General features: G+C 77.2%; 16 protein-coding genes. 8 read left to right on the top strand and 8 right to left on the bottom strand.

The window, feature by feature from the left end; all coding sequences use genetic code 11:
- Nucleotides 1-301: 301 nt before the first annotated feature.
- Genes ACGFIZ_RS09270 through ACGFIZ_RS09255 form a run of 4 tightly spaced genes read left to right on the top strand, consistent with a single transcriptional unit; the run spans nucleotide 302 to nucleotide 8,036 of the window.
- Nucleotides 302-3,490: an FtsX-like permease family protein gene (locus ACGFIZ_RS09270; RefSeq protein ID WP_393417399.1), complete on the top strand. Its 3,189-nt coding sequence runs from the start codon at nucleotides 302-304 to the stop codon at nucleotides 3,488-3,490.
- Nucleotides 3,487-6,327 (top strand): FtsX-like permease family protein, encoded by a 2,841-nt coding sequence (locus ACGFIZ_RS09265; RefSeq protein ID WP_393417397.1) that lies wholly within the window; start codon nucleotides 3,487-3,489, stop codon nucleotides 6,325-6,327. The genes ACGFIZ_RS09270 and ACGFIZ_RS09265 overlap by 4 nt, the downstream gene beginning before the upstream one ends.
- A 1-nt stretch (nucleotide 6,328) precedes the next feature.
- On the top strand, nucleotides 6,329-7,324 hold the full coding sequence (locus ACGFIZ_RS09260) for an ABC transporter ATP-binding protein (protein ID WP_393417395.1): 996 nt from the start codon (nucleotides 6,329-6,331) through the stop codon (nucleotides 7,322-7,324).
- Nucleotides 7,317-8,036 (top strand): ABC transporter ATP-binding protein, encoded by a 720-nt coding sequence (locus ACGFIZ_RS09255; RefSeq protein WP_393417394.1) that lies wholly within the window; start codon nucleotides 7,317-7,319, stop codon nucleotides 8,034-8,036. Before ACGFIZ_RS09260 ends, ACGFIZ_RS09255 begins: the two co-directional genes overlap by 8 nt.
- Before the next feature lie 133 nt (nucleotides 8,037-8,169).
- Here the strand turns inward: ACGFIZ_RS09255 and ACGFIZ_RS09250 are convergent, their stop codons facing one another.
- Entirely contained in the window at nucleotides 8,170-8,622 is a 453-nt protein-coding gene (locus tag ACGFIZ_RS09250; RefSeq protein ID WP_393417392.1) for a GNAT family N-acetyltransferase, read from the bottom strand.
- Between the two features lie 92 nt (nucleotides 8,623-8,714).
- Between ACGFIZ_RS09250 and ACGFIZ_RS09245 the strand changes: the two genes are divergently transcribed.
- Complete coding sequence (locus tag ACGFIZ_RS09245) at nucleotides 8,715-9,230, top strand: potassium channel family protein (protein WP_393417390.1); 516 nt, start codon at nucleotides 8,715-8,717, stop codon at nucleotides 9,228-9,230.
- 41 nt (nucleotides 9,231-9,271) lie between these two features.
- On the opposite strand, the gene ACGFIZ_RS09240 is transcribed toward ACGFIZ_RS09245, so the two are convergent.
- Nucleotides 9,272-10,870 carry an alpha/beta hydrolase gene (locus ACGFIZ_RS09240; protein ID WP_393417388.1) on the bottom strand — a complete coding sequence of 533 codons (1,599 nt, stop codon included), beginning with the start codon at nucleotides 10,868-10,870 and terminating at the stop codon, nucleotides 9,272-9,274.
- Between the two features lie 21 nt (nucleotides 10,871-10,891).
- Complete coding sequence (locus ACGFIZ_RS09235) at nucleotides 10,892-12,004, bottom strand: ATP-dependent DNA ligase (protein WP_393417627.1); 1,113 nt, start codon at nucleotides 12,002-12,004, stop codon at nucleotides 10,892-10,894.
- Nucleotides 12,005-12,138: 134 nt separating this feature from the next.
- Between ACGFIZ_RS09235 and ACGFIZ_RS09230 the strand changes: the two genes are divergently transcribed.
- The 3 genes from ACGFIZ_RS09230 to ACGFIZ_RS09220 all read left to right on the top strand — a co-directional run bounded on the left by ACGFIZ_RS09230 (nucleotide 12,139) and on the right by ACGFIZ_RS09220 (nucleotide 13,614).
- Nucleotides 12,139-12,351: a hypothetical protein gene (locus ACGFIZ_RS09230; RefSeq protein ID WP_393417386.1), complete on the top strand. Its 213-nt coding sequence runs from the start codon at nucleotides 12,139-12,141 to the stop codon at nucleotides 12,349-12,351.
- 257 nt (nucleotides 12,352-12,608) lie between these two features.
- On the top strand, nucleotides 12,609-13,031 hold the full coding sequence (locus tag ACGFIZ_RS09225; protein WP_393417384.1) for an SRPBCC family protein: 423 nt from the start codon (nucleotides 12,609-12,611) through the stop codon (nucleotides 13,029-13,031).
- Between the two features lie 67 nt (nucleotides 13,032-13,098).
- Nucleotides 13,099-13,614 (top strand): DUF1990 family protein, encoded by a 516-nt coding sequence (locus tag ACGFIZ_RS09220; protein ID WP_393417382.1) that lies wholly within the window; start codon nucleotides 13,099-13,101, stop codon nucleotides 13,612-13,614.
- 70 nt (nucleotides 13,615-13,684) lie between these two features.
- Here the strand turns inward: ACGFIZ_RS09220 and ACGFIZ_RS09215 are convergent, their stop codons facing one another.
- The 5 genes from ACGFIZ_RS09215 to ACGFIZ_RS09195 all read right to left on the bottom strand — a co-directional run bounded on the left by ACGFIZ_RS09215 (nucleotide 13,685) and on the right by ACGFIZ_RS09195 (nucleotide 20,236).
- Nucleotides 13,685-14,650 carry a DNA-3-methyladenine glycosylase family protein gene (locus tag ACGFIZ_RS09215; RefSeq protein ID WP_393417380.1) on the bottom strand — a complete coding sequence of 322 codons (966 nt, stop codon included), beginning with the start codon at nucleotides 14,648-14,650 and terminating at the stop codon, nucleotides 13,685-13,687.
- A gap of 64 nt (nucleotides 14,651-14,714) precedes the next feature.
- Nucleotides 14,715-15,572: a spermidine synthase gene (locus tag ACGFIZ_RS09210; protein ID WP_393417378.1), complete on the bottom strand. Its 858-nt coding sequence runs from the start codon at nucleotides 15,570-15,572 to the stop codon at nucleotides 14,715-14,717.
- Nucleotides 15,572-16,528, bottom strand: coding sequence for a hypothetical protein (locus ACGFIZ_RS09205; RefSeq protein WP_393417625.1), 957 nt, complete (start codon nucleotides 16,526-16,528; stop codon nucleotides 15,572-15,574). Before ACGFIZ_RS09205 ends, ACGFIZ_RS09210 begins: the two co-directional genes overlap by 1 nt.
- A gap of 85 nt (nucleotides 16,529-16,613) precedes the next feature.
- Nucleotides 16,614-19,088, bottom strand: a complete 2,475-nt coding sequence (locus ACGFIZ_RS09200; RefSeq protein WP_393417376.1) for an AAA family ATPase — start codon at nucleotides 19,086-19,088, stop codon at nucleotides 16,614-16,616.
- Nucleotides 19,088-20,236, bottom strand: a complete 1,149-nt coding sequence (locus tag ACGFIZ_RS09195; RefSeq protein ID WP_393417374.1) for an exonuclease SbcCD subunit D — start codon at nucleotides 20,234-20,236, stop codon at nucleotides 19,088-19,090. Before ACGFIZ_RS09195 ends, ACGFIZ_RS09200 begins: the two co-directional genes overlap by 1 nt.
- Between the last annotated feature and the right edge of the window lie 193 nt (nucleotides 20,237-20,429).

Below are 20,429 nucleotides of genomic sequence, written 5' to 3'. Positions count from 1 at the left end.
GAGCAGCTTGCGTCCTCCCGCCCAAGGGCGGAGTCCCCGGCCGCCCACCACGCGCCTCCGGGCGACCGGGCCGCGCAAGCCCCGCAAGATCCGGACAACTTCACGGAAACTGGTGCCTCCGACGGCGCCGGAGGCCACAACTTCCGCGAAGTTGCACCCACGCCCGGGGCTACCGGCGAGGTCAGCGTGCGGGCGCGGGCCGCCAGCGGCGGGTAACGATCAAGTAACGGGCGCGAACCTTTTCCCGACCGTCGTGGCTCTTCCTGGTCGTCGGCCCTGTGGGGGCCCGGGGAGGGGTCGGATGAGACTGGTGTGGAGGCGCGCCCGCGAGGCACGGGGGCTGCTGCTCGCCGGGGTGGTCGCGGCGCTGGTCGCCGTCGCCCTGGTGACCGGGCTGTCCGAGTACAACGGCCGCGCCGTCGACGCCGGCCAGCGGAGCATGCTGCGCGCCGCGCCGGCCGAGGAACGCAGCGTGCTGCTCAGCGGCGCCGGGGGGCGCGACGTCGCCGAGTTCGCCGCCCGGGACCGGGTGGTCCGGGACCGGTTCGCCGCCGGCCTCGGCGGCGTGCCGACCCGGGTGGCCGGCGCCCGGTACGGGACCGGGCGGGAGTTGACCGGCGACCTCGGTGCCGCCCGCACCAGCGACGATCCCGTCTTCGCCAACCTGGTGGACCTCGGCGAGGTGGCCGCCCACGCGGAGCTGACCAGCGGGGCCTGGGCCGTCCCCGGCGCCACCCCGACCCAGGTGACCGTGCCCGAGCGGGTCGCGGCGGTGCTGGGCCTGGCGGCCGGGGACCGCGTGCCGCTGCTGGACCGCGGCTCGGAGCGGCGGGGCGAGGTGCTGGTGGCGGGCGTCTGGCGCCCACGGGACCCGACGGAGGCGTACTGGCGACTGGCGCCGGGGGTCGGCGCGACCGACGGCACCGCCACCTCGTACGGGCCGTTCGTGCTGGACCCCGCCGACTTCACCCGGACGTTCCCCGGCTCGGTCTCGGTGTCCTGGCTGGTGGAGCCCGACCTGGCGAGCGTACCTGCGAACCGGCTCGGCGCGGTGAAGCAGGCCGTCGCGGTCGCCGCGGAACGGGTGCCGCGGGAGGCCGGCCTCGGCTCCTCCGCGCAGACCGTCACCGGCCTCGACCGCCTCATCGACCGGCTGGGCCGGGCCGACCTGGTGGGCCGCTCGGCGCTGCTCACCCCGCTGCTGCTGATCCTCGTCCTCGGCGGCTACGCGCTGGTGCTGGTCGCCGCGCTGCTCAACGAGGACCGGCGGGCGCAGACGGCGCTGCTGCGGGCCCGGGGCGCGGCGCGCGGCCAGCTCGCCGGGCTGGCCGTACGGGAGGCGACGCTGGTGGTGCTGCCGGCCGCGCTGCTCGCGCCCCCGCTGGCCGGGGAGGCGCTGCGCCGGATCGGCGGCGACGGCCCCGCCGGCCTGCCACTCGACGCGGGTGGCGGCCGTACGGTCTGGGCGGTGGCCCTGGCCGCGGCGCTCGGCTGCCTGCTGGCGATGGTGCTGCCGGCGCTGCGCCGGGCCGGCACCTACGTCGCCGACATGGCCGCCCGGTCCCGCCCCACCCGGGGCGCGGCCGTGCAGCGGGCCAGCGTCGACCTCGCGCTGGTGCTGCTCGCCGTGCTCGCCTGGGCGCAGCTGCGGCAGTACTCCTCGCCGCTGGCCGGCGCGGGCGGCCGGCTCGGCATCGACCCGCTGCTCGCGGCCGCACCGATCGTCGGCGTGCTGGCGGGTGCGGTGCTGGCGCTGCGGCTGCTGCCCCCCGCCACCCGGTACGCCGAGCGGTTCGTCGACCGCAGGCCGTGGACGGCCACCATGTTCGGCATGTGGCAGGCCGGCCGCCGCCCGCACGCCGGCCCGGTGCTGCTGCTCGCCCTGGCCGTCGGCGGCAGCACCCTCGCCTGGTCCCTGGTGACCACCTGGGAGCGGTCGCACGCCGACCAGGCCGACTACGCGGTCGGCGCGGACCTGCGGGCCGTCGAGCGCACCGGGGCCGCCCCGCGGGACCGGGCCGCCCGGCTCGCGGCGGTGCCCGGGCTGGCCGGGGCGCTGCCGGCCTGGCGGGACGAGGTCCGGCTCGGCCGTGACGACCTGCCGACCACCGTGGTCGCCCTGGACGCCGCCGCCGCGCCGCAGGTCGTCCGGCTCGACGAGCGGCTCGCCGACGAGCCGCCGCGTACCCTGCTGGACCGGATGGTGGCGGCCCGCGGCGCGCCCGCCGGGGTGCCACTGCCGGCCACCGCGCGCCGGCTCACCGGCATCCTGCGCACCCCGGTCCGCGACGCGATCGCCCCGCACCGGATCGACGTCACCGCCCTCCTCGCCGGCCCCGGCGGGCTCACCTGGCGGGTGCCACTGGGCGCCGGCGGGAGCGACGGGCGGCCCGTCCCGTTCGACGTCGAGCTGCCCGCCCCCGTCGGCGGGCAGCTGCGGCTCGTCGGGTTCGGCGCCGACGCCGGCGACGCCCAGGGCCGGGCGTACCGGCTGGTGGTCGGCGACCTGGCGCAGGCCGACGCGGCCGGCGCGAGCAGCCGCGTGGCGCTGCCCGGTACGTGGGCCCTGGCCGACACCGCCGAGGATCCCAAGCCCACCCTCGGTGTGGGCCCGGCCGGGATCGACGTCACGTACGAGGTGCGGTTCCAAGCCGGCGGCCGGTTCGCGTACCAGCCGCCCGCCCGGTTCGCCGTGGTCCCGGGCGGCCCGAATCCGCCGGTGCCGGCCCTGCTCACGCCGGCCGTCCGGGAGGCGCTGAGCCTCCGGCTCGGCGACACCGTCACGGTGTCGCTGTCCGGGCTGTCGGTGCCGGTCACCGTCGTCGGCGAGCTGGACGCGGTGCCGACCACCAGGGCCGCCGGCATGCTGCTCGACCTGCCCGCCGCCGCGGAATGGCTGGTCCGGCAGCGGGGCGGGGACCGGCCGGCGACGGAGTGGTGGCTGCGCGTCGACGACGGCGACCGGGCCGGGGTGGTCGACGCCGTCCGGAAGCTGCCGGGGGTGACCGTCCTCGACCGGCGGGAGACCGCCGAGGCGGCGGCGCGCGACCCGTACTGGCTGGGTGCGCGCACCGGGCTGCTCGCCGCGGCGCTCGGCGCGGTCCTGCTCGCCCTGGTCGGTCTGGGCGTGGACGGGTGGGCCACCGCCCGGCACCGGCTCGGCGAGTTCGCCGTGCTGCACACCCTCGGCGGTTCGCCCCGGCTGCTGGCCCGGGCGCTGCTGGCCGAGCAGACGTTCCTGGCCGGCATCGGGGTGGCGGTCGGGCTGCTGGTCGGGGCCGGCGTCGCGGCGACGATGGCCCCGCTGGTGATCCTCACCCCGGCCGCCGACCGCCCGGTGCCCGAGGCCGCCTTCGTGCTGCCCCTGGTGCCGGTCGGGCTGACCGCGCTCGGCCTGCTCCTGGTCGCGCTGGCGTTCAGCGCGGCCGTCGCCACCGGCCTCCGGCAGCGGGTGGCCGCCCTGCAACTGCGGATCGGGGGAGACCGGTGAACGTCGCGGAGGCCGCCCGCCGGGTGCGGGCGTACGGGGGCCACTTCCTGCTGCTCGGGCTGCTGACCCTGGTCGCGGCCCTGCTGCTCACCGGGGTGCCCCGGGTCGTCGACCGGCTCGGCGGCCAGGGGCTGCGGGAGCAGGTGGCCGCCGCGCCGGTCGCCCAGCGGGACCTGCTCTACACCGCGCCGGAGGACGTGGTGCCCCAGCAGGGCCCGCACGCCCGGCTCGCGGCGGCGCGGCTGACGCAGCTGGAGGCGGCCATGCCGCCGGCCGTGCGGGACGCCGTCGGCCAGCGCTGGTACGTCGCCCAGACCGCCCTCGCCCGGCTCCGCGGGCCGGCCCTCGACCCCGGCAAGGGCCTGATCGACCTGACCGCCCGCACCGTGAGCGGGGTGCGGGACGCGGCGACGCTGGTCGACGGCCGGTGGCCGACCGACGCCGCGCCCGGCGACGACGAGGCCGTGGAACTGGCGCTCGCCGAGCCGGTCGCCGCCCAGCTCGGGCTGCGGGTCGGCGACCGGCTCCGGCTGACGCCACCCACCCGACCCGTCAGTACGCCCCCCGCCAGCCCGGTGGCCGTGGTCGGCGTCTTCCGGCCGAACGACCCCGCCGACGGGGTCTGGGCGTCCCTGCCGTCGGCGCTGCGGCTCGCCGAGCCCGAGGGCGACGGCGAGCCGTTCCTGACCGCCGGGGTGACCGGGGAGGGCGGCTTCGAGGCCCTCGCCAACAGGGGCTGGGACGTCGGCTTCGCCTGGCGCTACCGGGTGGACCCGCAGCGGCTCGACCCGCGGCGGCTCGACGGGACGATCGAGGGGCTCGCGGCGATGGACCGCACCCGACCGAGCGGCCTGACCTTCACCCAGGGCCTGGACATCCCGCTGCGGCAGTTCGCGGCCTCGCTCCGCGCCGCCCGTACGCTGCTCGCGGTCATCGTGGCCGGGATGCTGGCCACCCTGGCCGGCCTCGCCGTCCTCGCCGCCGGCCTGGCGGTACGCCGCCGCCGTGCCGAGTTCGTGCTGCTGCGCGCCCGGGGCGGCGCGGCGCGTACGGTGGTCGCCCGCGGCCTGGCCGAGTCGCTGCTGGTGCTGCCGGCGGCCGCCGCGCTCGGCTGGTACCTCGGCGGCCGGCTGCCCGGTGCGGGCCCGGCGGACGCGCTCGCCGCCCTGCCCGCCGCGGCGGCCGCCACGCTCGTGCTGCCGCTCGCGGTGCTGGTCGCCCAGCGGGCCGGCGGGGGCCGCCGCGACCTCGGGTCGCGGTCCCCGGCCGGTCGACTCACGGCGGAACTGACCCTGCTGCTGCTCGCCGGCGTCGGCGCGTTCCTGCTGCGGCGGCGCGGGCTGGGCACCGGCGGCGCGGTGGACCCGCTGCTGGTCTCCGTGCCGGTGCTGCTCGCGATCGCCGCGGCCGTGCTGGCGCTGCGCCTGTACCCCTGGCCGCTGCGGCTGGCCAGCCGGGTGGCCGCGCGCGCCCGGGGCAGCGTCGCGTTCCTCGGCACCGCCCGGGCCGGTCGGGCCGGGGTGGGCGCCCCCCTGGTCGTGGTGGTGCTGGCCGTCGCCACCGCGGCGTTCTGCGGCGTGGTCGCCGCCGGCATCGAGGCCAGCCGGGACCGCGCCGCCACCCGCGCGGTGCCCGGCGACGCCCTGGTGACCGGCATGCGCTTCGCCCCCGACACGGCGACCGAGCTGGCCGCGCTGGCCGGCGTGGGTGCGGTCGCCCCGGTGCTGGCCGAGCCCCGGCAGCCGGTGCTCGCCGATGCCGCCGGCCGGTCCACCGACATCCGGAACGTGCACGTGCTGCTGGTCGACGGCGCGGGGCTCGCCGACGTCGCCCGCCGCGCCGGGGTCGAGGTGCCAGTCCCGCCGGCGCTGGCGCGCGGCGCCACCCCGTCGACGACCGCCGGTGCGGGCACCGCTGGTCCGGCGGTCCCGCGCACCGCCGGCACCGCCGCCCCCGGCGGTCCGGGCGGGGGCGGCGGGCAGCCACTGCCCGCGCTGGTCTCCCCGGCCCTCGCGGCCGACCTCGCCGACGTCGGCCTCGATGCGGCGGCCGGGCGGCCCGCGTTCGTGGACGTGCAGGGCAACCGGCTGCCGCTGCGGGTGGCGGCGACGGTCGAGGGGTTCCCGCTGGTCGACCGGGACACCGAGCGGTTCGTGGTGCTGCCCTGGCCGGACGTGTCCGGCGGGCCTCACCCGCTGGCGCCGACCGGCTTCGTGCTCGCCGCCGACCCGCCCGCGGCGGACGCGGCCCGGGCCGCCCGGATCGACGAGGCCGCGCTGTACCGGATCGCCGAGGAGGGGCAGCGCCGCTACCAGCGCCTGGGCGCGGTGACCGGCGGCGAGCCACCGCTCCCGCCGCAGGTGTCCACCTGGTCGGCGCACCGGGCGCAGCTCGGCGGCGCCGGGGTGAACGGCGTGCTGGTCTTCGGCTTCGCCACCGGGGCGGCCGGCGGCGCCGCGCTGGGCCTGCTGGCGCTGGCGTTCGTCGTGCTCGCCGGGGCCCGGGACCGGGGACAGGCGCTGTCCCGACTGCGCACCATGGGGCTGTCCCGCCGGCAGTGGCGGGGCCTGGTGCTGGTCGAGCTGGCGCCGCTGGTGCTGGTGTCGGTGCTCACCGGGGCGCTGGTGGGCGCGCTGCTGCCGGTGCTGCTCACCCCCGTGCTCGGCCTGGGCGCGTTCACCGGGGGCGCGCCCGTGCCCGTCCGGTTCGAACCCGGCCTGGTCGCCGCCGGCCTCGGACTGGCCGTGCTGGCCCTCGGCTTCGCGATCGCCGTCGAGACCCTGAACAACCGTCGGTTGCGCCTCGGTGAGGTGCTGCGGCTCGGAGAGGAGAGCTGACATGACAGCCACCGCGGAGGCGTCCGTCGTACCGGACCTGGCCGCCCTGCAACAGCGGGCCGCGCAGCGCGCGGCCGACCGGGCCGGCGGGCACGACCGGCTGCGCGGGCACATCGTCTGCGACGGACTGGTCCGCATCTTCAAGACCGAGGGCGTCGAGGTGGTCGCGTTGCAGGGGCTCGACCTGGTCATCGACCGGGGCGAGCTGGTCGCGATCGTGGGCGCGTCCGGGTCCGGCAAGTCGACCCTGCTGAACATCCTCTCCGGCCTGGACACCCCGACCGCCGGGATCGCCCGGGTGGCCGAGTACGACCTGCTCGCCCTCTCCGCCCGGCGCCGGCTGAGCTACCGCCGGCACATGGTCGGGTTCGTCTGGCAGCAGACCGGGCGCAACCTGCTGCCGTACCTGACCGCGCTGGAGAACGTCGAGCTGCCGATGAAGCTGGCCGGCCGGCGCGGACGGCGGCCCCGCCGGGAGCGGGCGCGGGAGCTGCTCGACCTGGTCGGCGTGGGGTACTGCGCCGACCGGCGGCCCGGCCAGCTCAGCGGCGGCGAGCAGCAGCGCTGCGCGGTGGCCGTGGCCGTGGCCAACGACCCGGAGGTGCTCTTCGCCGACGAGCCGACCGGCGAGCTGGACGAGGCCACCGGGGCGGAGGTGTTCGCCGCGCTGCGGCAGATCAACGCCGAGCTGGGGGTGACCGTCGTCGTGGTCACCCACGACCAGGCGGTCGCCACCCAGGTCCGCCGGACCGTCGCGATCCGCGACGGCCGGACCTCCTCCGAGGTACGCCGCACCGCGCGGATCGGCGCGGACGGCAGCACGGAGCTGGTCAGCGAGGAGTACGCGGTGCTCGACCGCACCGGCCGGATGCAGCTGCCGGCGTCGTTCGTCGATGCCCTGGCCCTGCGCGACCGGGTACGCCTCAACCTGGAGACCGACCACGTCGAGGTGCGGCCGGGCGACCGGGCCGACGCCGAACGGAGCGAGAATGACTGAGCAGTTGTCCGCAGGGCCAGCCACCGGCACCACCCTCGACGAGGTGGTGCGGGTGGACGGGGTCAGCCGCACCTTCGGCCGGGGCGAACACGCCGTGCACGCCGTCCGGGACGTCTCGTTCACCGCCGGACGCGGCGAGCTGGTGGCCGTCCGGGGGCGCTCGGGCGCCGGCAAGACCACCCTGCTGAACCTGGTCGGCGGCCTGGACCGCCCGGACTCCGGCCGGGTCCGGGTGGCCGGGCACGACCTCGGCGCGGCCGGCGAGCGGGAGCTGCTGCGGCTGCGCCGGGGAACGGTCGGGTTCGTGTTCCAGACGTTCGGGCTGATCCCGATCCTGTCGGCCGCCGAGAACGTCGGGGTGCCGCTGCGGCTGGCCCGGGTGCCCGCCGCCGAGCGGGAGGAGCGGGTGGCGGTGCTGCTGGAGCTGGTCGGGCTGGGTGGGCACGCGGCGCAGCGGCCGTACGAGCTGTCGGGCGGGCAGCAGCAGCGGGTGGCGCTGGCCCGCGCCCTGGCCAACGAGCCGGACCTGCTGATCGCCGACGAGCCCACCGGCCAGCTCGACTCGGAGACCGGGCGGTCCATCATGGACCTGCTCCGGGCGGTGGTGCACGCGCGGGGGATGACCGCGCTGGTCGCCACCCACGACCCGGCCCTGATCGAGCTGGCCGACCGGACGCTGACCCTGCGCGACGGCCGCCTGACCGACGCCTGACGGGCTGCCTCGCCCCTTGGCGGCGGCGATCAAGAGGTTTGCGTCAGGCCGAGGCGCTCAGCCCGACACAAACCTCTTGATCGTCAGACCCGGCGGGGCCCGGCGGCGGGGCGGGGGCGGGGCGGGGGCGGGGTCAGAGGGTGAGCTTCATGCCCTCGTGGCTGGCCACGAAGCCGAGGCTCAGGTAGAAGCGGTGCGCGTCCGTCCGGGTCCTGTCCGTGGTGAGCTGCACCAGCGCGCAGCCCCGCCGGCGGGCCTGCTCGATCGCCCACGCCATCATCTGCCGGCCCAGCCCCTGCCCCCGCCGGTCCGAGCGCACCCGCACCGACTCGATCAGGGAGCGCTCCGCGCCGTGCCGCCCCAGCCCCGGGATGTAGGTGATCTGCATGCAGCCGACCAGCGTGCCGTCCTGCTCGGCCACGATCAGGTGGTTGCGCGGGTCGGCGGCGATGTCGGCGAAGGCCCGCTCGTACGCCTCGTCGACCTCGGTGAAGTCGCGGGCCTTGCCCAGCACGTCGTCGGCCAGCAGGGCGATGACGGCGGGCAGGTCGGCCCGGACCGCCTCCCGGAAGATCACCTCGCGCATGCCGGCCAGCCTGCCACAGCGGGACCGGCCGATGCGGGCCGGCGTTCCCCCCGTGGGCGCGCGTTTGGCCCCACCAGGCACCATGCTTCGGCATGGACGTCCTGCTGTTGCCGTTCCGCAAGATCTACCGGGGGCTGGTCTGGTTCGCCAACTCGCCCCGGACGCTGATCGCGTCGTACCTGCTGATGATCGTGGTGGCCGGGGTCCTCTACAGCCAGGCCGAGCACAGGAGCGCCGCCGACTCGGTGTGGTGGGCGGTGGTGACCGCCTCCACCGTCGGGTACGGGGACATCTCCCCGGCGACGTGGCAGGGGCGTACCCTCGCCGCCCTGCTCATCTCGACCATGGTGCTGCTGGTCATTCCGCTGATCACCGCGCACTTCGCCAGCCAGCTGATCGTGGACGACGATGCCTTCGAGCACGCCGAGCAGGAGGAGTTGAAGGCCGAGGTGCGGCGGATGCGGATGCTGCTGGAGGAGATGGCGGCGCGGCAGGGGATCGCACTGCCGACCGGGCCCACCCCGCCGGAGGCGGAGCCGACCGACGGGCCGGCCGCTCGGGCGTCTGACGGCTCGGCGGGCGGGCCTGATGGGTCGGCCGTGGGGTGACGGGTCGGCGGTTCGGCGGGCAAGCCTGACGGCTCGGCGGTTCAGCGGGCCGGGCAGCGCAGGCCCTCGCGCGGCAGCCACAACGAGATCAGGTAGGCGTCCACGGCGTCGGTGACGCAGGTGGTCTGCGGGTACGCCGTGTGCCCCTCGCCCTCCCACGTCAGCACCCGGCCCACGCCGAGCATCGCGGCCAGCTTCGACGTCTGCTCGTACGGGGTCGCCGGGTCGCCGGTGGTGCCCACCACCACGATCGGCGACGCGCCGGTCGCCTCGCCGGTCGGGTACGGGTCGCTCGCCCCGGGCCACTCCCGGCAGCTGAGCATCCCGACCGCCAGCGCCGGGCCGAACAGCGGGTACTTGCTCCGCCACTCCGACTGCAGCTCGCGGATCCGCTCGACGCTCGGCTTCTCCGTCTCGTCCGTGCAGTTGACCGCGAGGTTGGCGTCGAAGAGGTTCGAGTAGTGCCCGTCGTCCCCGCGGCCGGCGTACGCGTCGGCCAGCCGGAACACCTCCGCCGGGTCGCCGCCGTCCAGCCGGTCGATCGCCCGGGCCAGCTCCTGCCAGCCCGACTCCGTGTAGAGCGAGGAGATGACCGCGTAGAAGACCCAGCCCGGGGTGGCCTCCCGGCCGTCGGCGCCGCGCGCCGGGGAGACCCGGGCCTTGTCGATCGCCGAGGTCACCGCGGCCCGGGCGTCCGGGGCGAGGGGACAGCGCCCGGCGTTGACCGTGCACCACCGGGTGAAGTTGCCGAATGCCCGCTCGAAGCCCTTCGCCTGGCTCTCCGAGCTGTCGACCAGGTCTTGCGTCGGGTCGACCGCGCCGTCGAGCACCAGGGCCCGGACCCGCTCCGGGTAGAGCTGGGCGTACGTGGCGCCGAGCAGCGTCCCGTACGAGTAGCCGAGGTAGGTGAGCCGCTCGTCGCCGACCGCCGCGCGGACCGCGTCCATGTCCCGGGCGGCCTGCTCGGTGCCGTACAGCGCGAGCTGATCGCCGTACTTGTCGCCGCAGCCCCTGCCGATCCGTCGGTTGAGGGCCAGGTAGCCGGCGAAGGACTCCTGCGAGCGCGGGTCCGGGTCGTAACCGAAGCTGGCGTCCAGGTCGGCGTCCGGGATGCACTTGACGGGGCTGGACCGGGACACCCCGCGCGGGTCGAAGCCGACGATGTCGAATCGCTCGGTGACCGCCGGGGGCAGGCCACCGAACGCCGGGCCGAAGGAGAGGTAGACGGCCATGTCCACGCCCGAGCCGCCGGGGCCGCCCGGGTTGACCACCAGGGAGCCGAGCCGGTCCCGCTGGTGCGTCGACCGGGCCCGCAGCAGGGCGATCTCGAAGGTCCGCCCCGCGCCCGGGCCGGTCGTCGCGCCGGTGCCGCCGCCCCAGTTGCGCGGCACGGCGATGCGCGCGCACTCGTAGCGCATGTCCGGCGCGCCGCGGCCCACCAGGTCCTCGGCGACCTCCGGGCAGGCCCGCCAGGTCGGCGCGGTGCCCGGAGCCGCCGCCCCGCCGGTGCCCTCGGTGCGCGGCGCCAGCGCCGGCAGCGTGCAGCCGGCGGCGACCACCGTCGCCGCGACGAGCCCGGCCAGGGTCAGCCGGACCCGGCGGATCCGGTCGGGTAAGCGCGTCACCAGTGGGCCCCTCATGATCGTGTCGACGCCTCCAGGCTACGCCCGGGCCGGCCCGGGCTTCGCCGTCGCCGCCGGGTCGCCGCGCAGCACCTGGTCCACGTCGTAGCGCACCGGGCGGTCGAGCTGCTCGTACCCGCAGGAGCGCGGGTCACGGTCGGGCCGCCAGCGGACGAACTGGGCGGTGTGCCGCAGGCGGTCGCCCTCCATCGCGTCGTACGCCACCTCGGCCACCAGGTCGGGGCGCAGCGGCTCCCACTCCAGGTTCCTCGCCCCCGTCCACCGGCTGACCCCGCCCGGGATGCGCTGGCCGCGCTCGTGGTCGCCGTGCACCCACGGGTGGTCGGGCCCGACGTCCCGGTACGGCTCCAGCTCGTCCAGCAGCTCCTTGCGCCGCGCCGCGGTGAACGACGAGCTGACGCCGATGTGGTGCAGCACGCCGGCGTCGTCGTAGAGACCGAGCAGCAGTGAGCCGACCACCGGGCCGGACTTGTGCCAACGGAAGCCGGCCACCACCACGTCGGCCGTGCGGGCGTGCTTGACCTTGAACATGAGCCGCTTGCCCGGCTCGTACGGCAGGTCGGCCGGCTTGACGATCAGCCCGTCCAGCCCGGCGCCCTCGAAGACGTCGAACCAGCGACGGGCCGTGTCGGGGTCGGTGGTGACCTGGGTGACGTGCACGGGCGGGCGGACCCCGGCCAGGGCCTGCTCCAGCCGGGCCCGCCGCTGCGGGTACGGCTGGTCGGTGAGCAGCTCGTCGTCGATCGCGAGCAGGTCGAACGCGACGAAGTCGGCCGGGGTGGTCTCGGCGAGCAGCCGCACGCGGGAGGCGGCGGGGTGGATCCGCTGGGCGAGCAGCTCGAAGTCGAGCCGGGGCTGGCCGTCCGGGCCGTCCCGGCGGATCACGATCAGCTCCCCGTCGACCGCGCAGCGCTCCGGCAGCTGCCGCAGCGCCTGCTCGACCACCTCGGGGAAGTAGCGCGTCATCGACTTTCCGCCCCGGCTGGCCAGCTCCACCTCGTCGCCGTCGCGGAACACGATGCAGCGGAAGCCGTCCCACTTCGGCTCGTACGTCGTCCCGGGGTCGGTGGGCAGCCGGGCCACGGCCTTGGCCAGCATCGGTTCGACCGGCGGGTTGATCGGCAGGTCCACGGCGACAGTCAACCAGACACCACCGACAGCCGTGAGGCACATCACCGGCGGTGCGGGTGCGGCGTGTTCCGCTCCGCTCCCCGTGTCCCCACCGTCCGGATGGCGTAACCGCAGGTCAGAGCTACCGTCGCCGGGTGCGTGAGTGGGTCTGCGGTTGCTGCGGGCGCTGGCGGGTCAGCGTCGAGCTGATCCGCGGCCGGTACCGGTACCGGCTGGTGCGCCGCTACCCGGCCCGCTTCGGCGGCGGCAAGAACGTGCTCGGCGAGGCCGCCACGATCGCGGAGCTGGAGGAGCTGCTGCGCCGGCGCACCCCGCTCACCCTCGCCGACCTCCACGAGGCCGCCTGACCTCGGCCCGGCCCGGCCCGGCCCGGCCCTGCCCGGCCCGGCCCGGCTGGGACGAGGCGATGTCGGCGACATGGCGGTGTCCAAGCCAACGGGATGCCGCCATGTCGGCAACCAGGGTTTCCGAGCCGAGTGGTCCGGGTGTCCGATGATGGGGGCGTGGCTCGGCGCGCAGACTCGTCCGGGTCAGGCGACGCCGACCGCCGGGCGTGGCCGCAGTGGCCCGCGCTCGGCCGGCGCGGAAGGCGGGGGAGGAAAAGATGCGCTTCGAGGTCGTCACGGAGATCGGCGCCGACGCCGAGCGGGTCTGGGCGGTGCTGACCGACGTCGAGCGGTGGCCAGAGTGGACCGCCTCGGTGCGGTCGGCGCGACGGCTGGAGCCGGGGCCGCTGACGGTGGGCTCGACCGCCCGGCTGGAACAGCCCCGGCTGCGTACCGCGGTGTGGCGGGTCGTGGAGGCCGAGCCGCCGTACGGCTTCGCCTGGGTCTCCCGGGCCCCGGGCGTACGCACCCGGGGCGACCACCGGATCGTCCCGCTGACCGAGGGGCGGGTCCGGGTCGAGCTGACCCTGGAGCAGTCCGGCCTGCTGGCCGGGCCGGTCGGCCGGCGTTACGGCGAGCTGGTGCGGGGCTACCTCGAGATGGAGGCCGAGGGCCTCAGGCGCCGCTGCGAGCGGAGGTGACCGTGGTACCGCACCGCGTGCCGCCGGCGTCGGCCGTAGGCTCACCCTCGGCCCCAACGACGAGGAGGTGGGCGTCGACGTGCCCGAGCTGACGTACCCGGAGGTGGGCGCCACCCGGGCGGGCCGGCTGCCCGCGGGCTACCACCATCTGCGCCACCGGCGTCGGCTGCCGGACGGCTGCTTTCCCGTCGCGGCGGAGGCCGTGCTGAGCTGGCGGCTGCACCGGGCGGCCGGCGTGCGGATGCGCACCGACGCGCCCCGGGCGGCGGCCACGGTGGCCGTCACGCCCGGCCTGGGGCTGGGGCCGCTGCGGCTCTGGGGGCCCTGCGAGGTGGTCTGGGCCGAGGAGGGCGACCGGCGGGCCGGCTTCGGGTACGGCACCCTGCCCGGGCACCCGGAGCGCGGGGAGGAGGCGTTCGTGGTCTCGCGCGACGACGCCGGCGCGGTCTGGTTCGAGGTGCGGGCGTTCAGCCGACCGGACCGCTGGCTGATGCGGGCCGCCGGGCCGCTCGGCCGGGCCGTCCAACACGGGTACGCCTGGTGGCTCGGCCGCACCCTGAGCCGGCTCTGCGCCCGGCGCTGACCCGGCTGCCACCCCGCTCCGATCCCGGGGGAGCCGGTGGGCAGAGGCGGCCCCGGGGCGGCGCCCTGCCTCAGTATCCCGCGAAGGAGCGGATCGGCGCCCGCGGCCCGTACCGGGGGGCGTGGACGCCGTCGGCCTCCAGCAGCCGGCAGACCCGCCCCCGGTGCCCCCGGAACGGCTCCAGCAGCGCCAGCATCCGGGCGTCGTCGCCGCGCGGCTCGCCGGCCAGCGCCCACGCCACCGTGTTCGGTACGTGGTAGTCGCCGACGCTGACGGCGTCCGGGTCCCCGTACGCGATGCGCACCACCTCGGCGGCGGTCCACGGGCCGATCCCGGGGACGGCGGTGAGCCGGCGGGTCGCCTCGGCGGAGTCGGCACAGCGTTCCAGCCGGTCGGCCTCGGCGGCGGCCCGGCGCAGCGTGTCGGCCCGTCGCTGCTCCACCCCGAACGGGTGGAAGACCCAGTACGGCGCGGCGGCCACCGCGGCCGGTTCGGGCGGCAGCAGCAGCCGCGCCGGGCCCGGCGCGGGCTCGGCGAAGTGTCGCACGGTCGCCGCGTACGCCCGGTACGCCTCCGTGCCGGTGACCTTCTGCTCCAGGACCGCCCGCAGCACGCGCGGGAACAGCAGGCCGGTGGCGGGCATCCGCAGCCCGGAGTGCCGGGCGGCCAGCTCGGCGACCAGCGGGTGCGCGCCGGCCAACTCGGCGAACCCGGTCAGGTCGTCGCGTAGCCCGGCGATCCCGTCGGCCCGCTCGACGACCCAGCCGGCGCCCGGACCGTACCCCTCGGCGAGCAGCTCCCCGCCGCTCGGACGCAACGCGAGGGTGGCCGGGCCGGCCGGGGTGCGGGTCGCCCACCAGAACTCCCCGCCGGTGATCCGGGCGCACGGGTCGTACGGGCTGAAGGTCAGCGGCCGGACCGAGGCGGCCATCCGGTAGCCGGCGGGCGGGCGCAGCAGCCGGCGGGCGGAGGGTTCGGTCACCCGGACACTCTGCCACGCCGGCGGGGGACAGTGGTCGCTCCATGTCGCCGACATGGCGGAGTCCGCCTGGCGTGGTTGACCCCATGTGGGCGACATGGGGTCAACCCCAACCGCCCGGTCACCGGTCGACGGAGAAGAGCCCCGGCGGCGGCGGGGTGGAGTCGGTGGCGTCTACGTCGCGGACCACCCGGGCGCTCCCGGCGAAGCGGTCGAGCTCGTCGCCGGACAGCACCCGGCCCGGGAACCAGTCCCCGGCCACGCGCCGGGTCAGCTCCGGCACCGGCGGCTCCGTCCGGCCCGCCACCAGCACCAGGTTGCCGTAGCGCCGGCCGCGCAGCACCGCCGCGTCGCTCACCAGGCAGGCCCGGGGCAGCACCGCGCGGACCGTGGCGACCTGGGCGCGGGCGTGTCGCAGCGGCGGGCCGTCGGCGACGTTCGCCAGGTACCAGCCGCCCGCGCGCAGCACCCGGGCCACCTCGGCGGCGTACTCCACGCTCGTCAGGTGGGCGGGGGTGCGGGCGCCGGCGAAGACGTCGGCGACCACCACGTCGTAGACGGCGTCCCGGCTGGCGGTCAGGGCGGCCCGGGCGTCGCCGACGCGCACCCGGAGCCGGGGGTCGGCGGGCCAGGGCAGCTCCCGCCGGACCAGGTCGACCAGGGCGGCGTCCACCTCGACGACCCGCTGGGTGGAGCCGGGCCGGGTCGCGCCCACGTACCGGGGCAGGGTCAGCGCCCCGCCGCCCAGGTGCAGCACCCGCAGCGGCGCGCCGGCCGGGGCGAGCAGGTCGACGGCGGCGGCCAGCCGCCGGACGTACTCGAACTCCAGGTGGGTCGGATCCGCGAGGTCGACGTGCGACTGCGGCGCGCCGTCGAGCAGCAGCGTCCACGAGCCCGGGCGGTCGGGGTCCGGGACCAGCTCCGCCTCGCCGGTGTCGACCCGCGCTGCGATCCGGCCGGCGTCCCGCTTGCGGCCCATCAGCGGCGGTGGCCGCGGCCGGCGCGGGCCGCGGCGGTCAGCGCCCGGTGCAGCAGGCGGGCGTCGCCGAGCAGGGCCCGCAGGCGGCGCTCCAGGCCGGCGATCGGGATCAGGTTCTGCGGCGCGCGCGGATCCTTGTACGGGGTGGACGCGAACCGGGGGAGGGTGACCAGCGACAGGTCGGCCAGCGCGATCGCCTCCTGCTCGCTCAGCTCCGCCGAGCACTCCACCCGCACGATGCCGGCCCACGGCGCGCCGCTCGCCACGGGCAGCCGCAGGTACCACGAGTACCCGCCCCAGGCCGTGCCCAGCCGGAACACCGGGCACCGCTGGCCGGCGCGCAGCCCGGTCACCACCGTGGTCAACCGGGCGTCGAGATACTGGCTGTGCTGCGTCTTGACGTAGCCGAGGGTGCGGGGAAGCTGGCGGCGGTTGCGCAGCGGGCCGTCGACCACCAGCAGGTCCCCGTCGATCCGGGCGGCCCCGGAGACCTCCACCTCCAGCGCGGTCAGCGGCCCCTGCACCGCCGCCTGGAGCTTGTTCAGCTCGCCGGAGCCGCCGACGCGATGCACCGGGTAGCGGACCGACCCGGCCCGCACCTCCCGCGCCGAGGGGCTGGCCGTGAACAGGCCCCGCCCGACCTTCGCCCCGGCCAGCGCCGCCGCGCCCCGCTCCAGGTCGCAGCGCACCACGCCCGCCGCGTACGAGGCGGCCACCCCCGGGTACGACCCGCCGTCCGCCTCGGCCGTCCAGACGCTGGCGTCGATGCGGCGTACCCCGTCGACGAGCAGCACCACGTCGGGCGCCCGCATCCCGCGCCGGACGTCGATCGCCCGCCAGTCCACCGCCGGCAGCTCGACGTTCGCGTCGACCTGCTGGCTGCTCGGCGCCGCCGGCCCGGCCGGGGCGGCCTCGAAGGACGCCCCGAACCCCGGGTCCCAGACGTCGACGAACAGCTCCGGGGCCGCCTCTTCCGTGCCGCTCACGGTGCCGGCCTTTCGTTCGCGACTGCGGGGCTCCGCTGCGCTGTACTCCTCGCGCTCACGGGCCCGTCCGTTCCACGCGGGCGGTGCGGGCGTTCTTGCGCACCTCGAACCGCACCGGGATGCGCTCGGCCAGGGCCGGCACGTGGGTGACCACCCCGACCATCCGGTCGCCCCGGGCGGCCAGGCTCTCCAGTGTGGCGGCCACCGTGTCCAGGGTGGCTGTGTCGAGGGTGCCGAAGCCCTCGTCCAGGACGATCGACTCCAGACTCGCCGCCGTGGTCGACATGCCGGCGAGCTGCTCCGACAGGGCCAGCGCCAGCGCCAGCGACGCCTGGAACGTCTCCCCGCCCGACAGCGTGCGCACCCCGCGCCGCAGCCCGGCGTCGTGGTGGTCGACGACGAAGAACTCGCCCTTGTCGTGCACCAGGTCGTACTGGCCGCCGGACAGCTCGCGCAGGATCCGGGACGCGCCGTCGACCAGCAGGTCCAGCGCCTCGGCCAGCAGCCAACGCTCGAAGTTGTTGGCCCGCAGGTGCCCCGCGAGGGCCCGGGCGACCCGGGCGTCCCGCTCGTGCCCGGCCCGCTGCTCGCGCAGCTCCGCCGCCTGTTCCCGGCGCTCCAGCAGCCGGCGGTGGGCCGCCTCGGCCCGCTCCACCGCCACCGTGGCCGCGCGCACCGGGTCGTCCTCGGCGGGCAGCCCGGCGGCGGCGAAGATCCCGGCGATCCGCTCCTCCACCTCGGCCGCGTCCGCGTCCGCCTCGGCGACCGCCGCCGCCAGCCCCGCCCGCTCCGCGTGCCGCCGGCCCGCCTCTCCGCCGGCCCAGTCGGCCAGCGCGGCCCACGCGGCGGCGAGGTCCTCCCGGTCGGCGGCCGGCGGGCCGAGCCGGGCCAGCCCGTCGCGGGTGGCGTCGAAGTCCCGCCACGCGGCCCGCAGCCGCTCCTCGGCCGCGTCCACCGCCCCGCGGGCCCGCCGGGCGGCGTCCCGGCCGGCCCGGACGGCGCCGGCCGCCTCCTCCAGCGCCCGCCGCAGCCGGGCGTGCTCGGCCAGGTCGTGGCGCAGCGCCTCCGGGGCGGCGGCCCCCGCGAGCTGCCCGTCCAGCTCGGCCAGCCGCGCCGCGAGCTGGTCGTGCTCCGCGCGCGCCCGCAGCAGCACCCGCTCCTGCTCGCGCGCCGCCGCGTCCCGCTCCTGCGCGGTGCGTTTGGCCGCGTCGCTGGCGGCCCGGGCCGCCTTCCCCGCGGCGACCGCCTTCGCCACCGCCGAGCCGGCGGGCACCGGAGGCACCTCGTGCACCACCTGCTCGCAGACCGGGCAGGCCGCGCCATCGACCAGGTGCGCCCGCAGCGCCACCGCCTGGTCGGCGGCCTTCGCCTCCTCGTGCGCCCGGAACGCCGCCTCCAGCGCGGCCTCAGCCCGCTCGGCGGACGCCCGGGCCTCGCCCAGCGCGGCCACCGCCGCGTCGTGCCCGCCCTGCGCCGCGCCCAGCGCCGCGCGCACCGACTCGGCCTCGCCGGCCAGCCGGTCCCGGTCCGCGTACGCCTTCAGCAGCAGCCGCAGCGCGCTCTCGTCGCCCGCGCCGGCCAGCTCGCCGCGCAGCTTCTCCTCGCGCTCCTCCGCCAGGGCCACCGCCGTGGCCGTAGCGTCCGCGCCGGCCCGCGCGGCGGCCACGGCCCGAGCCACCTCGGCCACCCCGTCCGGCGGGCACACGGCGTCCAGCACGGCCAGCTCGGCGTCCAGCGCGGCCAGCGCCGCCCGCGCGTCCCGCGCCGCCGCCCGGGCCAGCTCCCGCTCCGGTACGGCCGCCGCGACCGCCTCCGCCAACTCGTGCGCCCCCGCCACCCGCGCCTGCGCCTCGGCCAGCGCGGCGTCGTCGACGTCGGCGAGCCCGCCGAGCATCCGGTCGACCGTCTCCAGCTTCGCCTCGGCCTGCCCGGCGCGCTCGGTGGCCTTCTTCTGCACGTCCTCGTAGACGCCGAGGCCGAGCAGGTTCACCAGGATCTGCTGCCGGGTCGCCGGCTTGGCGTGCAGGAAGTCCGCGAACTGCCCCTGCGGCAGCACCACGCAGCTGGTGAACTGCTCGTACGGCAGCCCCACCGCCTCCAGCACCGCCTGCTCCATCTCGGCGGGGGTGCCGGCCACCACCTCGCCCAGATCCTCCGGGCTGAGCCCCGTGTCCAGCTTCGTCACGTCGAACCCGGCCGGCATGAGCTGCAACCCGGCGTTGGCCGTCTTCACGTTGCCCCGGCCGTCCCGGCGCGCCACCCGGGTCGCCACGTACCGCGCGCCCGCGGACTCGAAGACCAGCCGCACCCGCGCCTCGGTGGCCGACGGGGCCAGCGCGTTGGCCAGCCCCCGGGCGCCGCCCCAGCGGGGCACCGTGCCGTAGAGGGCGAAGCAGATCGCGTCCAGGATCGTGGACTTGCCGGAGCCGGTCGGGCCGACCAGGGCGAAGAAGTCCGCGTCGGTGAAGTCGACGGTGGTCTCGTCGCGGAAGACGGTGAACCCCGCCATGTCGAGCCGCATCGGGCGCATCAGCGGTCCACCTCCTCCAGCAGCTCGTCGAACAGCTCCCGGACCCCGTCGTCGGCGTGGCCCCGGCTGTCCAGGTAGTCGGCGAACAGCTCCCGCGGCGACCGGCCGGCCCGCTGCGCAGCCCGCGCGCCGCTGCCGGGGGCGGGCACCAGCTCCGGGTCGATCCGGATCTCCAGGGCCCGGGGGAGCAGCTCCTGCACCTCCTCGCGCAGCCCCGCCCGGGGCTGCTCGCGGACGTACACGCGCAGCCAGCCGTCCGGCGGGGCGAGTTCGGCGAGCTGGGCCAGGGTGCCCCGGACGGTGCGCAGCGGCACCGCCGCCGACACCGGCACCTCCCGGATACGGGCGGCGGTCGTCGGGGTCACCTCCACCACGGTCACCGACGGGACGTTCTCCTGCTCGCCGAAGTCCACGGCGAGCGGGCTGCCGCTGTACCGGATCGGGCAGGGGCCGTCGACCCGCTGCGAGCGGTGCAGGTGGCCCAGCGCCACGTAGTGTGCGTTGCCCGGGAACACGGTCGCCGGGACGGCGTACCCGAGGACGGTGTGCGCGTCCCGCTCCCCGCCGCCGGTCGCCGCGCCCACCACCGTGAGGTGGGCGGTGACCAGGTGCACCCGGTCCGGCTCGGTGAAGCCCTCGGTGAGCCGGCCGAGCAGCCGGCGCAGGTGGTCCGCGTACGTCTGGTTGGCCTCGGCGGCCGTCAGCTCGTACATCTCCACCGCACGGACGGCGTACCGCTGGGACAGGAACGGCAGGGCCGCCAGCCGCCACCGCTCGCCGCCCGGCGTCGTGCCGTCGATGACGTGCTCGTCGGGGTTGTCCCGTACGCCGCCGCGCAGGGTGATCCCGGCCGCCTCCGCCCACGGCCGCAGCGCGTCGAGGGCCTGGCCGTTGTCGTGGTTGCCGCCGATCGCCACCACGTCCGCGCCGGTGCGGCGCAGCGCGGTCAGCGCCCGGGTGACCAGCCGGGTCGCCTCGGGGGTGGGCGCGGCCGTGTCGTACAGGTCCCCGGCGACGATCACCAGGTCGGGCCGCTCCGCGTGGGCGACCTCGATCACCCCGGCGAGGACCTGTTTGTGCTCCTCGGCCCGGGACTGCCCCTTGAGCACCTTGCCGACGTGCCAGTCCGAGGTGTGCAGGATCTTCACGGTGCCCGCCTTTCGTTCGCGACTGCGGGACTCCGCTGCGCTGCGTTCCTCGCGCTCACGGTGCCCGCCTTTCGTTCGCGACTGCGGGGCTCCGCTGCGCTGCGTTCCTCGCGCTCACGGTGCCCGCCTTTCGTTCGCGACTGCGGGACTTCCTCGCTTCGCTCGGGCGTTCCTCGCGCTCACGGTTACCCGC

Source organism: Micromonospora sp. NPDC048830 (assembly GCF_043198215.1).
In the GTDB taxonomy this organism is placed as follows: Bacteria; Actinomycetota; Actinomycetes; order Mycobacteriales; family Micromonosporaceae; genus Micromonospora.
The sequence above is the reverse complement of the archived record's forward strand: the minus strand, read 5'-3'. Positions and strand labels throughout refer to the sequence as shown.

Coding starts and splice junctions, on each gene's coding strand:
- ACGFIZ_RS09215 (WP_393417380.1), bottom strand. CDS start 14,650: ATGTCGGCGACATGGAGCGACCACTGTCCCCCGCCGGCGTGGCAGAGT.
- ACGFIZ_RS09200 (WP_393417376.1), bottom strand. CDS start 19,088: ATGCGCCCGATGCGGCTCGACATGGCGGGGTTCACCGTCTTCCGCGAC.
- ACGFIZ_RS09210 (WP_393417378.1), bottom strand. CDS start 15,572: ATGGGCCGCAAGCGGGACGCCGGCCGGATCGCAGCGCGGGTCGACACC.
- ACGFIZ_RS09260 (WP_393417395.1), top strand. CDS start 6,329: ATGACAGCCACCGCGGAGGCGTCCGTCGTACCGGACCTGGCCGCCCTG.
- ACGFIZ_RS09250 (WP_393417392.1), bottom strand. CDS start 8,622: ATGCGCGAGGTGATCTTCCGGGAGGCGGTCCGGGCCGACCTGCCCGCC.
- ACGFIZ_RS09240 (WP_393417388.1), bottom strand. CDS start 10,870: ATGAGGGGCCCACTGGTGACGCGCTTACCCGACCGGATCCGCCGGGTC.
- ACGFIZ_RS09255 (WP_393417394.1), top strand. CDS start 7,317: ATGACTGAGCAGTTGTCCGCAGGGCCAGCCACCGGCACCACCCTCGAC.
- ACGFIZ_RS09245 (WP_393417390.1), top strand. CDS start 8,715: ATGGACGTCCTGCTGTTGCCGTTCCGCAAGATCTACCGGGGGCTGGTC.
- ACGFIZ_RS09270 (WP_393417399.1), top strand. CDS start 302: ATGAGACTGGTGTGGAGGCGCGCCCGCGAGGCACGGGGGCTGCTGCTC.
- ACGFIZ_RS09225 (WP_393417384.1), top strand. CDS start 12,609: ATGCGCTTCGAGGTCGTCACGGAGATCGGCGCCGACGCCGAGCGGGTC.